This is a genomic window from Kibdelosporangium banguiense, from assembly GCF_017876405.1.
Lineage (GTDB): Bacteria > Actinomycetota > Actinomycetes > Mycobacteriales > Pseudonocardiaceae > Kibdelosporangium > Kibdelosporangium banguiense.
Window position 1 is genome coordinate 5,309,769 of record NZ_JAGINW010000001.1, and the last position, 13,801, is coordinate 5,323,569.

General features: G+C 66.5%; 14 protein-coding genes, 1 tRNA gene, 1 pseudogene and 2 riboswitches. Of the genes and pseudogenes, 8 read left to right on the forward strand and 8 right to left on the reverse strand.

What is annotated here, in order from left to right; all coding sequences use genetic code 11:
• Positions 1 to 186: 186 nt before the first annotated feature.
• From JOF56_RS25195 to JOF56_RS25215, 5 genes are all read left to right on the forward strand, one after another.
• Positions 187 to 1,551: a glutamine synthetase family protein gene (locus JOF56_RS25195; protein WP_245378390.1), complete on the forward strand. Its 1,365-nt coding sequence runs from the start codon at positions 187 to 189 to the stop codon at positions 1,549 to 1,551.
• Positions 1,532 to 2,257 (forward strand): gamma-glutamyl-gamma-aminobutyrate hydrolase family protein, encoded by a 726-nt coding sequence (locus JOF56_RS25200; protein WP_209641982.1) that lies wholly within the window; start codon positions 1,532 to 1,534, stop codon positions 2,255 to 2,257. The genes JOF56_RS25195 and JOF56_RS25200 overlap by 20 nt, the downstream gene beginning before the upstream one ends.
• On the forward strand, positions 2,254 to 3,618 hold the full coding sequence (locus tag JOF56_RS25205) for an aldehyde dehydrogenase family protein (RefSeq protein WP_209641983.1): 1,365 nt from the start codon (positions 2,254 to 2,256) through the stop codon (positions 3,616 to 3,618). The genes JOF56_RS25200 and JOF56_RS25205 overlap by 4 nt, the downstream gene beginning before the upstream one ends.
• 10 nt (positions 3,619 to 3,628) lie before the next feature.
• Complete coding sequence (locus tag JOF56_RS25210; protein ID WP_209641984.1) at positions 3,629 to 4,390, forward strand: 3-oxoacyl-ACP reductase; 762 nt, start codon at positions 3,629 to 3,631, stop codon at positions 4,388 to 4,390.
• An 11-nt stretch (positions 4,391 to 4,401) separates the two neighbouring features.
• Positions 4,402 to 4,476, forward strand: a tRNA-Phe gene (locus JOF56_RS25215).
• A gap of 268 nt (positions 4,477 to 4,744) precedes the next feature.
• On the opposite strand, the gene JOF56_RS25220 is transcribed toward JOF56_RS25215, so the two are convergent.
• The 7 genes from JOF56_RS25220 to JOF56_RS25250 form a co-directional block, all read right to left on the reverse strand.
• Complete coding sequence (locus tag JOF56_RS25220) at positions 4,745 to 5,149, reverse strand: OsmC family protein (RefSeq protein ID WP_209641985.1); 405 nt, start codon at positions 5,147 to 5,149, stop codon at positions 4,745 to 4,747.
• A gap of 139 nt (positions 5,150 to 5,288) precedes the next feature.
• Positions 5,289 to 5,537 (reverse strand): DUF397 domain-containing protein, encoded by a 249-nt coding sequence (locus tag JOF56_RS60760; protein ID WP_372448142.1) that lies wholly within the window; start codon positions 5,535 to 5,537, stop codon positions 5,289 to 5,291.
• Between the two features lie 29 nt (positions 5,538 to 5,566).
• Positions 5,567 to 6,835: a glycosyltransferase family 2 protein gene (locus JOF56_RS25230; protein ID WP_209641987.1), complete on the reverse strand. Its 1,269-nt coding sequence runs from the start codon at positions 6,833 to 6,835 to the stop codon at positions 5,567 to 5,569.
• A gap of 63 nt (positions 6,836 to 6,898) precedes the next feature.
• Positions 6,899 to 7,288, reverse strand: coding sequence for a hypothetical protein (locus tag JOF56_RS25235; protein ID WP_209641988.1), 390 nt, complete (start codon positions 7,286 to 7,288; stop codon positions 6,899 to 6,901).
• Between the two features lie 184 nt (positions 7,289 to 7,472).
• Positions 7,473 to 8,126, reverse strand: coding sequence for a response regulator (locus JOF56_RS25240; protein ID WP_209641989.1), 654 nt, complete (start codon positions 8,124 to 8,126; stop codon positions 7,473 to 7,475).
• Positions 8,123 to 8,635 carry a P-loop nucleotide/nucleoside kinase family protein gene (locus JOF56_RS25245; protein WP_209641990.1) on the reverse strand — a complete coding sequence of 171 codons (513 nt, stop codon included), beginning with the start codon at positions 8,633 to 8,635 and terminating at the stop codon, positions 8,123 to 8,125. Before JOF56_RS25245 ends, JOF56_RS25240 begins: the two co-directional genes overlap by 4 nt.
• Positions 8,632 to 9,768 (reverse strand): histidine kinase, encoded by a 1,137-nt coding sequence (locus JOF56_RS25250; protein WP_307855249.1) that lies wholly within the window; start codon positions 9,766 to 9,768, stop codon positions 8,632 to 8,634. Before JOF56_RS25250 ends, JOF56_RS25245 begins: the two co-directional genes overlap by 4 nt.
• 117 nt (positions 9,769 to 9,885) lie before the next feature.
• A riboswitch (glycine riboswitch) is annotated at positions 9,886 to 9,976 on the forward strand.
• Positions 9,977 to 10,068: riboswitch (glycine riboswitch) on the forward strand.
• A gap of 26 nt (positions 10,069 to 10,094) precedes the next feature.
• Between JOF56_RS25250 and glyA the strand changes: the two genes are divergently transcribed.
• From glyA to JOF56_RS25265, 3 genes are read left to right on the forward strand one after another with little or no spacing between them, the layout of a single operon-like run.
• Positions 10,095 to 11,336: a serine hydroxymethyltransferase gene (glyA, locus tag JOF56_RS25255; protein WP_209641991.1), complete on the forward strand. Its 1,242-nt coding sequence runs from the start codon at positions 10,095 to 10,097 to the stop codon at positions 11,334 to 11,336.
• Positions 11,333 to 12,706, forward strand: coding sequence for an L-serine ammonia-lyase (locus JOF56_RS25260; RefSeq protein WP_209641992.1), 1,374 nt, complete (start codon positions 11,333 to 11,335; stop codon positions 12,704 to 12,706). The genes glyA and JOF56_RS25260 overlap by 4 nt, the downstream gene beginning before the upstream one ends.
• 19 nt (positions 12,707 to 12,725) lie before the next feature.
• Positions 12,726 to 13,451: a FadR/GntR family transcriptional regulator gene (locus JOF56_RS25265; protein WP_307855250.1), complete on the forward strand. Its 726-nt coding sequence runs from the start codon at positions 12,726 to 12,728 to the stop codon at positions 13,449 to 13,451.
• A gap of 124 nt (positions 13,452 to 13,575) precedes the next feature.
• On the opposite strand, the pseudogene JOF56_RS60765 reads toward JOF56_RS25265, so the two are convergent.
• Positions 13,576 to 13,755, reverse strand: a pseudogene (locus JOF56_RS60765) (NACHT N-terminal Helical domain 1-containing protein); the annotation flags it as partial.
• Positions 13,756 to 13,801: the final 46 nt, after the last annotated feature.

Here is a 13,801-nt window from a genome sequence, read left to right on the forward strand (position 1 = left end):
TGGACACCGGCACTCCCCTCGCACGTGGATCAATGGGTTAGCTTCAGTCCTTTTAGTTGCCCAGGAGAGTGATACGGGTTACATCTTCGTGTCAAGAGTGCACTCGGCGTCGTTGACAGGCACCTTGTCACTCGGGTAGCAATGACCATCAATGGATCGGGATCGATCCTTTGGAATGAGGCGCCGATGCGACACACCGAGGGCATGCTGACCGTCGAGCAGCTGCGGCAGCTCGTGGACTCCGGTGAGATCGACACAGTTCTGGTGGCCATGACCGACATGCAGGGCCGGCTGCAGGGCAAACGCTGCTCAGCCGAGTACTTCATGCAGGAAGTCGTCTCACACGCCACCGAGGCTTGCAACTATCTGCTCGCAGTCGATGTCGAAATGAACACTGTTGGCGGATACGCGATCTCCTCCTGGGACCGCGGCTATGGAGACTTCGTGCTCCGTCCGGACTTCAGCACCCTGCGGCGCATCCCGTGGTACGACGGCACGGCCATGGTCCTGGCCGACCTCGAATGGGTGCAGGGCGGCCCGGTCGGGCCCTCGCCGCGCCAGGTCCTGCGCAAGCAGCTCGACCGGCTGGCCGAACACGGGCTGGGTGCGTACGTCGGTACCGAGCTGGAGTTCATCGTCTTCGACGACACCTACGAACAGGCCTGGCACAACGGGTATCGCGACCTCACACCGTCCAATCTGTACAACGTGGACTACTCGATGCTCGGCACCGGCCGGCTCGAGCCACTGCTGCGCGACATCCGCAACAACATGACCGGCGCCGGGCTGTACGTCGAGTCGGCCAAGGGGGAGTGCAACCCGGGCCAGCATGAGATCGCCTTCCGGTACACCGATGCCCTCGCCACATGCGACAACCACAGCATCTACAAGACCGGTGCCAAGGAGATCGCGGCCAGGCACGGCAAGAGCCTGACGTTCATGGCCAAGTACAACGAGCGGGAGGGCAACTCCTGCCACATCCACATCAGCGTGCGGGACACCGACGGCAAGGCCGTGATGGCCGGTGACAACGAGCATGGATTCTCGCCGCTGATGGAGCATTTCCTGGCCGGGCAGCTGGCATGCCTGCGGGAGTTCACCTACTTCTTCGCGCCGAACATCAATTCCTACAAGCGTTTCGTGCCCGGTAGCTTCGCGCCGACGGCGGTCGCGTGGGGTGAGGACAACCGGACGTGTGCACTGCGCGTGGTCGGTCACGGCGAGTCACTGCGGGTGGAGAACCGGGTCCCGGGCGGCGACGTCAACCCGTATCTCGCGGTGGCGGCCCTGGTCGCGGCCGGTCTGCACGGCATCGAGAACGAACTGCCGCTGGAGCAGGTGTTCACCGGAAACGCCTACGACTCCGACAAACCCCACGTTCCCTCGACGCTGCGTGACGCGGCGGAGTTGCTCGGCAAGAGCGAACTGGCCAGGGCAGCGTTCGGCGACGAGGTGATCGAGCACTACCTGAACGCGGCGCGCGTCGAACTTGCCGCCTACGACGCGGCGGTGACCGACTGGGAGAAGGTTCGTGGCTTCGAACGGTTGTGAGACACCGCTGATCGGTGTCTCGACGTACCTGGAGCAGGCCAGGTTCGGGCTGTGGGAACTGCCGTCCGCGGTGCTGATGCGGTCGTATCTGGACTCCATCGTGGCCGCGGGCGGTATGCCGGTCATGCTGCCGCCGGTCGGCCGCTGGCTGCCCGAGCATGTGTCTCGTTTGGACGGTCTGGTGATCGCGGGCGGCGCGGACATCGACCCGAGCCGCTACGGCCAGGCGCCGCACCAGGAGACCGGAACGCTTCGCCTGGACCGGGACGCCGCCGAGTTCGGCCTGTTCCACCTCGCGCTGGAGGCGGACCTGCCGGTGCTCGGCGTGTGCCGGGGAATGCAGCTGATCAACATCGCGCTGGGCGGAACGCTGCACCAGCACGTTCCGGACGTGTGCGGATCGCAGTCGCACAACCCGCGCCCAGGGGTGTTCGGCAGCAACGAGATCAAGCTCGCGCCGGGCAGTGTGGTCGCCGGCCTGATCGGTGACCAGGTGACTGTCCACTGTCACCACCACCAGGCGATCGACCAGCTGGGCTCGGGCCTGACCGCGGTCGGCTGGTCTTGCGATGGGATCACCGAGGCGGTCGAGCTGTCCGAGGCGAGCTTTGTCCTGGGGGTGCAGTGGCATCCCGAGGAGGATTCGACCGATGTCCGCCTGTTCGAAGGCCTCGTGCAGGCCGCCGTTCGAAGGAAACTGCCGTGACCACAGGGTTTGACGTCATCAACCCGGCCACTGAGGAAGTCGTTCGGACCGTCCCGCTGACCTCGGCGCAGGACACCGACGCGGCGATCGAACGCGCCCACGCCGCTTGGCCGGCGTGGCGCGCGGTCGTGCCCGCTGACCGGGCCCGGCTGCTGCGCCGGTTCGCGGCCGCGGTGGACGCTGAGGTGGAGAACCTGGCGTTGCTGGAGGTCGCCAACGCCGGGCACACGATCGGCAACGCCCGCTGGGAGGCAGGCAACGTCCGCGACGTGCTCGACTACTACTCCGCGGCGCCGGAACGGTTGTTCGGCAGGCAGATTCCGGTGCCGGGCGGCGTGAACATGACGTTCGCCGAACCGCTCGGCGTGGTCGGTGTGATCGTGCCGTGGAACTTCCCGATGCCCATCGCGGGCTGGGGATTCGCGCCCGCGCTCGCCGCGGGCAACACAGTGGTTCTCAAGCCCGCCGAGCTGACTCCGTTGACCGCCATCCGGATCGGCGAGCTGGCTCGTGCGGCTGGGATTCCCGAGGATGTGTTCCAGGTCCTGCCGGGCAAGGGATCTGTTGTCGGGCAACGGTTTGTCGATCATCCGGCGGTGCGCAAGATAGTGTTCACCGGTTCGACCGAGGTCGGCAAGCAGATCATGGCCGGATGCGCGCGCCAGGTGAAGCGGGTGACCCTGGAGCTGGGCGGTAAGAACGCCAACATCGTCTTCGCTGACGCCGACCTGGAGAAGGCAGCTGCGACCGCACCCTATGGCGTGTTCGACAACGCTGGGCAGGACTGCTGCGCCAGGTCGCGCATTCTGGTGCAGCGCAGCGTTTACGACCGGTTCTTGGAGTTGCTGGAACCGGCTGTGCGGGGCGTCGTCGTCGGCGATCCCGGGCTCGCGGCAACCGAGATGGGGCCGCTGATCTCGTCGGCGCACCGTGCCTCGGTGGCTGCCTACGTTCCCGATGACGCTCCCGTCGCGTTCCGGGGAAGCGCGCCTGATGGGCCTGGATTCTGGTTCCCGCCAACGGTTCTGGCTCCAGTGTCCGCTTCGGACCCGGCGGTGACCGAGGAGGTCTTCGGGCCGGTCGTGGCTGTGCTGCCGTTCGAGGACGAGGACGACGCGGTACGGATCGCCAACGACACGGAGTACGGCCTTTCCGGTTCGATCTGGACACGAGACGTCGGCCGCGCGTTGCGCGTGTCCCGCGGTGTCGAAGCGGGTAACCTGTCGGTCAACTCCCACTCATCGGTGCGGTACTGGACGCCCTTCGGCGGGTTCAAGCAGTCCGGTCTGGGCCGGGAGCTCGGGCCGGACGCCGTGGCGGCGTTCACCGAGACCAAGAACGTGTTCATCGCCAACGACTGAGGAGTCGTTCATGAGGTTGCAGGGGCGGGTCGCCGTCGTCACGGGTGGGGGCAGCGGTATCGGTCTGGCGTCGGTTCGCCGCCTGGCCGGCGAGGGCGCCAAGGTCGTCGTCGCCGACATCGATTCGGACGCGGGCAAGACCGCGGCCGACTCCGTCGACGGTCTGTTCGTGCGGACCGACGTGACGGACGCCGCACAGGTTTCGGAGCTCTTCCAGTCCGCTGTGGACACATACGGCTCGTTGGACATCGCCTTCAACAACGCCGGTATCTCCCCGCCGGACGACGACTCCATTCTGGACACCGGAATCGAGGCGTGGCAGAAGGTCCAGACGGTGAACCTCACCTCGGTGTACCTCTGCTGCAAGGCGGCGATCCCGCACATGCTGCGCGGCGGCCGCGGCTCGATCATCAACACAGCGTCCTTTGTGGCCACAATGGGCGCCGCTACCTCGCAGATCTCCTACACAGCCTCGAAAGGCGGCGTGCTGGCGATGAGCCGCGAACTCGGCGTCCAGTTCGCGCGTCAGGGCATCCGGGTCAACGCGCTGAGCCCCGGACCGGTCAACACTCCGCTGCTGCAGGAGTTGTTCGCCAAGGACCCCGAGCGGGCCCAGCGTCGGCTGGTGCATGTGCCGATGGGCCGGTTCGCCGAGCCGGACGAGATCGCCGCGGCCGTGGCTTTCCTCGCCAGCGACGACTCGTCGTTCATGACAGCATCGAACTTCCTGGTCGACGGCGGCATCTCCGGCGCGTACGTCACCCCGCTGTAAGCTGACCGCGCGGACCGGGTAGCGCAGAGGTCGTCGCACCCGGCCAAAGATCGGGAGGACGCTGGTTCGAATCCAGCACCGGTCCGCGCTCCCTCGGGGTACCCATGTCCGCGGAAAGCGCGGACCTCGTCGGTCGCCGTGATTTTTTTTGGGGGGGGCGACCCCCAAGCCCCCCGAGGCGGGCTTCGCCCGGCTTCGGCTTGTTTTGTGTCCGTGGACGGCTCAGGAACCTGTGTCTGTGGGGCGGGGAGCGGTCTGGTCGAGGTCGTGGCGACTGGGCTGTGGCTTGTGTCTGATGACGTCAGCTTTGTGGTCGGGCACGACCTCGACGGGGGTGGCGGGGCGGCTGTCTGATTAGACGGTCAGGGTTACTGGGGTGCCTGGCTCGACTGTGTGGCTCACGGTGCAGGTTCGTTCGACGGCGCGGGTCACCAGCTTGACGAGCGTTGCCTGGTCGGCTGCGCTGAGGGAGGACAGGTCCAGGTCGAAGGCGGTCTTCACGCTGGTCAGACGATCGGCTTCGATGTCTTTCTCGGCAGTGACCTCCATGTCGATGGGAGCGTCCTCACCGAGGCGCCGGGAGATCACGTGGTCCGCCGACAGGGTCGCGCAGGCCCCCAGAGCCGCCATGAGCAGTTCAACCGGGGAGAAGTCGGCCCCGTCCTGGGAACGCCCGATGGTGATCTCGGCGCCGCGGCCGTTGGTCGCGATGAACTTCGCCGGAGCGGACCGGCGGATCCTGACCGGTGCGGGGTTCATGGTGATCTCCTCTTTTGGTGGGCCTGCTCGCTGGAACGTACGGTGCCGTGATCGTGTTCCAGATGGTGAGCGAGATCCCAACGGCCATCGGCGAGAACGTTGGCGTACATGCGAAAGGCCCGGCGAACCGGGCCTGCTCTCACTCGGTCATTGACGCAAGCAATCGGTGCCACGCCGTGTCCGGAAACACCAATGTTCCGCCACGGGGCGCCTTGCTGTCCCCGGACGTACACGACACGGGTGTCAGTGGCCGCCTTACGCAATCGCCTTCGCCGCCGGTGAACGACAACTTCTTCCACGTCAGCGGCTCGGCCAGGAAAGAGCGTTTCCGGGAACTGGGACCTACGACGGCACCCCACTCAAAGCCGCATGACCCCCGAAGAATCAACGCGGTGCTGCACTAAGGCCTGTGCGGCGTCATCCGGCAGTGATGACGGTGTCCGCGGTGCCGGGGGCGGGCACCCGCAGCAGCCCGGCGCGCAACCTCGAAGCTTCGAAGAACATGTCGTTCCACGGCACACAGAGCTCGCGGTACCGCTCGGCCTCCGCTTCGCCGCGGAAGATCGCCACCAGCGTGGCGATCACGGCGTCGAGATGCCTGCCAGACGGATCGACGGCACTTCCGGTCGCAATGAGCTCCTCGTCTCCGCGCAGTCTCACCGTCCGGAGCAGATCGTCTTCGGTGACCACCCCGTGCAGCAGTTCCGACATCGAACGGAAGTAGTGGGCGTCTGGGTTCTCGCGCTCACCGAGCGCGTCGAGCCGATCGCAGTACCGGTGCACCGTCGGCCAATCACCGTGCACGACCAGGCCCTGGCAGGCGAAACTCAGCGCGAGTCCGTAGTAGTGGCGTGGTCCGAGCAGATCTCCGGTCTCGACACCGGAATCGAGGAGTTCCTCCAGCGCCGAGACCAGACAGACGAGCTGATCTCGGTCCAAGACCGGGAGTCCGTCCCGGATGGTGTAGAAGTACCACCGAGGGTTGCCGGGATCAGCCATCCGGGCCGCGTCGAGCAGAGCGAGGTTCCGCTCGAGTTTTCCCTTGGCTTGCACGACAGTGCGTTCGTAGCCGTCGTGCCGGAACTCGAGGTCGAGCCCGACGAGACCGACCGAGGCACCGGGAATCCCGGCGACCGCTGGGTATTCGTGGACCGCGCCGCAGAAACGGATCGGCCCGTCTGCCAGGAAGATCCGGGGGATGCTGTCATCGAAGACGCCGCTGTCCACTTCGAAGATCCTCGGCGCGAACACCAGGCTTGACAGATCTGCGAGCTCGGACAAAGACTCCAGACAGGCAGAAAGCTCGTCGGCCGCGCGTTCGGTGAGCCACTCGTCGGCGTCGAGGAAGACGATCCACCCGGAGGCGACGGACTCGATGGCGAAATTCCTGACCTCGGCGAAGGAATCTGGCCACGGATGGTGGAGCAGCCGGACCCCTCGATCGGTGTATTCGGCCACGATGTCCAGAGTTTTGTCAGCGGAGCCGGTATCGACCACGAGGACGTCGAAACCGCGGTCCGCCACGCTGTCGAGACAGCGGGCGATACACCGTTCCTCGTCCTTCGCGAGAACGGCGATGCTGATCGGGCTCCGGCTTGTGTTCTCGTTGAAACTGAGCTCGGTTCCCGATGAATAGACCTGACGTATCCATCGATCGGAACCGGCATCGGACGCCTTGTGCCGCACCGGAGATCCCTTCGCTCGCGAGCATGGGTGCATCCCGTCCGGTGTGCACCCATGCCGTGCCCATCAATGCGTGCAAGCGTCCTTCTGGCCGAGGTAGTACCAGTGGTTGCAGGTCCACGAGAAGTGGTCGAAGCGGTAGCAGACGATATGCGGGGCCGGGTTGTAGTAGTAGCCGGTGTAATCGAACCGCTGGATATTGGAGCCGCCGCAGGACTTCGTGTGGTGCTCGGGAACCGGGTTAGGATCCATGCAGCCCAGGATGCCCGCTTCGGCGGCGCCGGCCGGGCTCGCGGACAAGGTGAGGAAAGAAACACTCGCGAAAAGCGCGGCGCCGAAGGCGCCGGCCTTTCTGGTCAACTTCTTTCGCCTTGCGATGTTCGATTGGTGAGAAGTCTTCGATGCAGAAAGATCCGACTCGAGCGCGTCCAGGAAAACGATCTTTCGAGTGTCCATAGTGGCTTCCTCCGCGGGACGACGGATGCGAACACGTTCAATTTAGAATTGGTTCAGACAATCATCCAGCCCTTTCACGCCTGCCTGAAACCGGCAACGAGCCGTTGCTTTCGTCCGCTCATGCCAGGACGGTGGTGGCGATCGTGGTGGCGGCCTCGGCGGTGAGCGCGCCGAGTTCCGGGAACTAGGAAGCGCGGGCGACGAGGCCGGTCTCGTAGGCGACGATCACGAGTTGGGCGCGGTCGCGGGCCTGTAGCTTGGCGAGCAGTCTGCTGACGTGAGTTTTGACTGTGGCCAAGCCGACGTGCAGGTGCGCGGAGATCTCGGTGTTGGACAGGCCGCGGGCGATGAGGGCGAGGACTTCGCGTTCCCGGTCGGTGACGCCCGACAGTTCGCGGGCCAGTGTCTGTGCGGGCTCGGGCCGGCTGGTGAATTCCGCGATCAGCCGCCTGGTCACGCTGGGCGCCAGCAGGCTGTCGCCTGCCGCCACGGTCCGGATCGCGTTGAGCAGGTCGGCCGGGGGCGTGTCCTTGAGCAGGAAGCCGCTTGCTCCGGCGCGCAATGCCGAATAGACGTACGAATCCAGGTCGAACGTGGTCAGCATCAAGACCCGCGTGTCTGAGGACGCACAGATCTGACGGGTGGCCTCGATGCCGTCCATCTCCGGCATCCGGACATCCATCAGCACGACATCAGGCTTGAGCTCCCGCACGAGTGCGATCGCCTCGAGCCCGTTGCCGGCCTCGCCGACTGTCTCCAGCCCGTCCGCGGTGTCCACCAGCATCCGGAAACTGCCCCGCAGCAGGGCCTGATCGTCAGCGACTACAACCCGGGTCATCCAACACCCCCATTGACGAACGCCACGATCTCACCAAGGGCGGGGACGTACCCGTCCGTGGTGTCGACCTCTATCCATGGAGCGTCCACTGACACCCGGTCGAACCCTGCAATGACCGGAACGCCCCGATGCGCCGGGCGAGCCCCACGCGTGGCTACCCGGGTCTGTGCGACCTCTGCGGGGACCACGCAGTGCACGATCCGGATCTCCGCCAGGTCGCTGAGTCGCGTCAGCTCCGGCCGCCACAGCCGGTCCTGGAACGCAGCCTCGGCCACCGTCGTCACCCCGGCCCACAGAAGCAGTTCCAAGACCTCGAAGAACACTGGAAACGTCCGTGCGGTCAGCTCGTCGCGAGGTTCCGCGACGAATCCCGGCGTGGCATGCGCCATGCCTTCCTTGATCTCGTCCCGGCAAATCGCCGGGCATCCCACCGCCCGCGCCACGGAGTGCGCAAGCGTCGTCTTGCCCGACCCAGGCGGACCACTGACGACGACAAGCGTGGGAGTCATGCGGAGTACGGAAGGCTCGCGGACACAGCGAAACCGCCCGCAGGCGCGGGGCCTGCGGAAAAGGTGCCGCCGTACATCATGACGCGCTCGCGCATGCCGATCAGGCCGTGGCCGCTGCCGGGTGTGCCGCCGGGACCGGAGTCCACGACGGAGATGCGCACCTCCTGCCCGGAAGCAGTTACGTCGACCGTGCACGAGACCGGACCCGCGTGCTTGACCACGTTGGTAAGAGCCTCCTGGACGATTCGGTAGACCGACAGCTCCAAGCCGGAGGGTAATGGTTCGGCAGGAGCGGTCATGGTGACCGAGACTCCGGCGTGGCGGGCGCGTTCGGCCAGCTCGGGCAGGCCGGATAAGCCCGGGGCGGGCGCCAGGTCGCTGGTTTCGGACCGCAGCACACCCAGTATCTGGCGCATCTCGTTCAGGGTGCTGCGGCTGGTGGATTCGATGACACGCAGGGCGTCTCGGGCCTCCTCGGGGCGTTGGTCGGCGATGTGGTTGGCGATCCCGGCTTTCACCGCGATCAGGCTCATACTGTGCGCGACGATGTCGTGCAGTTCACGGGCGATCCGTAGGCGTTCGTCGTTCACCGCGCTGTGCGCGAGCTGCTGTGCTGATCGGGTGGCATAGCTACGACGCGCCTCGACGGCACGGCCGCTGGTCCACGTCGCGATCATCACCACCGCGACGAACACCAGCATGGAGATCGGCATGTCCCAGAACGACTCCTGCGGGGTCAGGACCACGTTGAGGCCGATAGTCACCGCGAGCGTGCCCAGCGTGGCCACGAGCGGTGCCACGGGCCTCTGGCCGGCGAGGGCCACGATGTAGAGCGCGCACGCGACGGGGATCCATGGTTCGCGAGTCGCGTTGAGCGCGGTCGACACCGCGGATCCCACCAGCAGGACGACCAGAACCGGCATCGGCCACAGCCGCCGGACCGCCAGCGGGACGGTGGACAGCAACGCGATCAGCCAGCCGAACCACATCGGCCCTGAGTAGGACGGCTCGCTGTCGGTGACATAGAGGAACGAGACATGCGCGGCGGCTGCCCCGGCCGCCACCAGGGCGTCGAAGGCGACCAGGTGCCAGAGCCTTAGCCGGCGGGCGAGGAGAGGGCGGTGTTCTGACACGTCGACCACGCTATCGAAGCTGGTCAGTGTGCGCGTCCGACCGTGGTCCGTCATTCTGGAGGTGGACTCGTACCAGGGTCTGAGCGTAGGTTGACCGCAACTGAATATGGTCCGTCATGAGCCGTGGCGGGAGAGTCTTCGCGCGAGCGAGGCACCGAAGGAGCAAGACTCCCCGCAATCTCTCAGGTACAGCTACCGCCTCGGCCAGGACACTCTGGAAAGAAGGCCGCAGAGGCCTCACCAACGGTGCAAGCCGCGTGCGCGGCGAAGCTCTCAGGTACCCAGGACAGAGGGGGAGTTCCGCTACTTCAAGGAGGAGCTCCCGGATGTTCGACGCCGAACTGTCCACAATAGACCCCGAGGTCGCCGGTGCGCTGGCCGCCGAGCTGGGCCGCCAGCGCGGCACGCTCGAGATGATCGCCTCGGAGAACTTCGCGCCCGCGGCCGTGCTGCAGGCGCAGGGCTCGGTGCTGACCAACAAGTACGCCGAGGGTTATCCGGGGCGCCGCTACTACGGCGGCTGCGAGCACGTGGACGTGATCGAGCAGCTTGCGATCGACCGGGTGAAAGCCCTGTTCGGCGCCGAGCACGCGAACGTCCAGCCGCATTCGGGCGCGCAGGCCAACGCCGCCGCGATGGTCGCCCTGCTCGAACCGGGTGACACGATTCTCGGCCTGGACCTGGCGCACGGCGGGCACCTCACGCACGGCATGCGGATCAACTTCTCCGGCAAGCTGTACAACGTCGTGGCCTACCACGTGCACGCCGAGACTGGCCTGGTCGACATGGTCGAGGTGCAGCGGCTGGCGCAGGAGCACCGGCCCAAGCTGATCGTCGCGGGCTGGTCGGCCTACCCGCGGCAGCTCGACTTCGCCGAGTTCCGCCGGATCGCCGACAGCGTGGACGCCAAGCTGATGGTCGACATGGCGCACTTCGCGGGCCTGGTCGCGGCCGGTCTGCACCCGAACCCGGTGCCACACGCCCACATCGTCACCACGACCACGCACAAGACCCTCGGCGGTCCGCGTGGCGGCGTGATCCTTACCGGCCAGGAGCTGGCCAAGAAGGTCAACTCGGCGGTCTTCCCAGGTCAGCAGGGTGGACCGCTGGAGCATGTGATCGCCGCCAAGGCGGTCGCGTTCAAGATCGCCGCGAGCGAGGAGTTCGCCGAACGCCAGCGCCGGACGCTGGAAGGCGCCCGCATCCTGGCCGACCGGCTCGTGCGGGCCGGGCTGAACGTGCTCACCGGCGGCACCGACGTGCACCTCGTCCTCGTCGATCTCAGGGAGTCCACACTGGATGGACAACAGGCCGAGGACCTCTTGCACAGTGTGGGAATCACTGTCAACCGCAACGCCATCCCGTTCGACCCGCGGCCGCCGATGGTCACCTCGGGCCTGCGGATCGGCACGGCGGCCCTGGCCACCCGGGGCTTCGGCGCCGCGGAGTTCAAAGAGGTCTCGGACGTGATAGCCGACGTTCTCCAGCCAGGAGCCGACCTCGCCACGGCACGCTCCCGTGTCGAGGCGCTGGCCGGCAAGCACCCGCTTTACCCGGGCCTGTCATGACCATCAGCGTTTTCGACCTGTTCAGCATCGGGATCGGACCCTCCAGCTCACACACCGTCGGCCCGATGCGTGCGGCGCGCACGTTCGTCGCGGGACTGGCGGAGCACGGCCTGCTGGACCGGACCGCGACAGTGAAAGCCGAGCTCTACGGCTCGCTCGGGGCGACCGGGCACGGCCACGGCAGCCCCAAGGCCGTCATGCTCGGCCTGGAGGGGGAACGCCCGGAGGACGTCGACACCGACACGATCGACGACCGGGTGGCCGTCATCCGCGACCGGCAGCGGCTGAAACTGCTGGGGGAGCGGGAGATGGTCTTCGTCGAGGACACCGATCTGGTGATGTACAGGCGAAAGACACTGCCCGCACACCCCAATGGGATGAAGTTCGCCGCGTTGGACGAATCCGGTGCCGAGATCGCCGCCCATACGTACTACTCGGTGGGCGGTGGCTTCGTGGTCGACGCGGAGACCACAGGCGAGCTGAAGATCGTGCCGGACACCACGCCGGTGCGTTACCCATTCCGGACCGGCGCTGAACTGCTGGAACACTGCGCAACTGCGGGTCTGCCGATCAGTCAGGTGATGCTGGCCAACGAGCTCGCCTGGCGTACCGAACCGGAAATCCGCGCAGGCCTGCTGAACATCTGGAACGTCATGCAGGAATGCGTGCGCAAAGGCTGCACGCAGGAAGGCGCCCTGCCTGGCGGGCTGAAGGTCCCAAGACGTGCGAAAGCGTTGCACGACAAGCTGATCCACGAAGACGGTGCCGAGGATCCGTTGCACGCCATGGACTGGATCAGTTTGTACGCACTCGCGGTCAACGAGGAGAACGCTTCGGGCGGCCGGGTCGTCACCGCGCCGACCAACGGCGCGGCCGGGATCATCCCCGCGGTTCTCCACTACTACACGCGGTTCGTGTCCAGCGCCGACGAGGACGGCGTCGTGCGATTCCTGCTGACAGCGGGTGCGATCGGCGTGATCCTCAAGGAGACCGGGTCGATCTCCGGTGCCGAGGTCGGGTGCCAGGGCGAGGTCGGCTCGGCGTGCGCGATGGCCGCGGCGGCGCTCGCCGAGGTGCTCGGCGGCAATCCGCAGCAGGTGGAGAACGCCGCCGAGATCGGCCTGGAACACCACCTCGGGCTGACGTGCGACCCGGTCGGTGGCCTGGTGCAGATCCCGTGCATCGAGCGTAACGCGGTCGGCTCGACGAAGGCCGTGCACGCCGCCAGGATCGCTCTGCGTGGCGACGGCTCCCACATCGTGCCGCTCGACAAGGCGATCAAGACCATGCGCGAGACCGGCGCCGACATGAGTACCAAATACAAGGAGACGGCCCGCGGGGGCCTGGCACTGAACGTGATCGAATGCTGAGCTGCATACAATCGGGTCTGTGACCGGACCGGACGTTTCGACCCTGGCCAGCGCGGACGAGGCGCTGTTCCGCCCTGTCCGGACCGGCAACGCCTTCGAGGAAACAGTCGAACGCCTGCTCCAGGCCATCAAGCTGGGCGTGGCCGGGCCAGGGGAGCGGCTGCCGGCCGAGCGGGAGCTGGCGACCAAGCTGAACATCAGCCGGGTCACGCTGCGCGAGGCCATCCGCGCACTGCAGGAGGCTGGCTACGTCGAATCCAGGCGTGGCCGGTACGGCGGCACGTTCGTCAACGCGACAATCCCGGAAGGCAAACCGGCCGCACAGGTGAAGGCCGGTGAGCTCGACGACGTCCTGACCATGCGGCGCGTGCTCGAGGTCGGCGCGGCGGAGTCGGCCGCAGCCCGCACACTGACCCCAGCCGACCGCGCCTACCTGCGGGATCAGCTCACCGACGCCAGAACCGGTGACCTTTCGGAATACCGCCGCAAGGACTCCCGGCTACACCTGGCGATCGCCGAAGTGGCCGCGTCCCCGACGCTGACCTCGGCGGTGGCCGACGTCCGGGTCCGGCTCAACGAGCTGCTGGACGCGATCCCGTTGCTGGACACGAACATCGACCACTCCAACGACCAGCACGCGGCGATCGTGGAGAAAATCCTCGCCGGCGACTCAGCCGGCGCCCGCGACGCCATGGCCGAACACCTGGACGGCACAGCGTCGCTGCTCCGCGGCTTCTTGTCCTAGGCGGCCGGTGTAACGAACAGCAAGGCCTTGTCCGAGAGGTCCACATCCTCCAGCACGTCAACCACCGCGAGGACCGCGGCCTCGGCCTTGTTGTCCGGCAGATCGCGAAAGCGCGCTGCTCCAGCACGGGCGCTAACTGCTCAGCCACCTGCTGCCCGATACGGCCGGCGAGGTTCTCCAGCTTGCGCTGCTGCAACGGCCCCTTCAGCTCCGCCTGAACCAGCTCCGCCAACGACGCACCGCGCACGAACCGCGCCTTCCGGCGCTGCAACCAGAACTTCGCCGCGTGCGTCGCGACGGTCACGAGTTAGGTCCGCTGATGCACCCATCTGTCCGAATCTGGCGTTGAA

Bases quoted from the DNA above. Each gene is read 5' to 3' on its own strand.
- JOF56_RS25195 (WP_245378390.1), top strand. From the start codon at position 187: ATGCGACACACCGAGGGCATGCTGACCGTCGAGCAGCTGCGGCAGCTC.
- JOF56_RS25210 (WP_209641984.1), top strand. From the start codon at position 3,629: ATGAGGTTGCAGGGGCGGGTCGCCGTCGTCACGGGTGGGGGCAGCGGT.
- JOF56_RS25220 (WP_209641985.1), bottom strand. From the start codon at position 5,149: ATGAACCCCGCACCGGTCAGGATCCGCCGGTCCGCTCCGGCGAAGTTC.
- JOF56_RS25235 (WP_209641988.1), bottom strand. From the start codon at position 7,288: ATGGACACTCGAAAGATCGTTTTCCTGGACGCGCTCGAGTCGGATCTT.
- JOF56_RS25240 (WP_209641989.1), bottom strand. From the start codon at position 8,126: ATGACCCGGGTTGTAGTCGCTGACGATCAGGCCCTGCTGCGGGGCAGT.
- JOF56_RS25245 (WP_209641990.1), bottom strand. From the start codon at position 8,635: ATGACTCCCACGCTTGTCGTCGTCAGTGGTCCGCCTGGGTCGGGCAAG.
- glyA (WP_209641991.1), top strand. From the start codon at position 10,095: ATGTTCGACGCCGAACTGTCCACAATAGACCCCGAGGTCGCCGGTGCG.
- JOF56_RS25260 (WP_209641992.1), top strand. From the start codon at position 11,333: ATGACCATCAGCGTTTTCGACCTGTTCAGCATCGGGATCGGACCCTCC.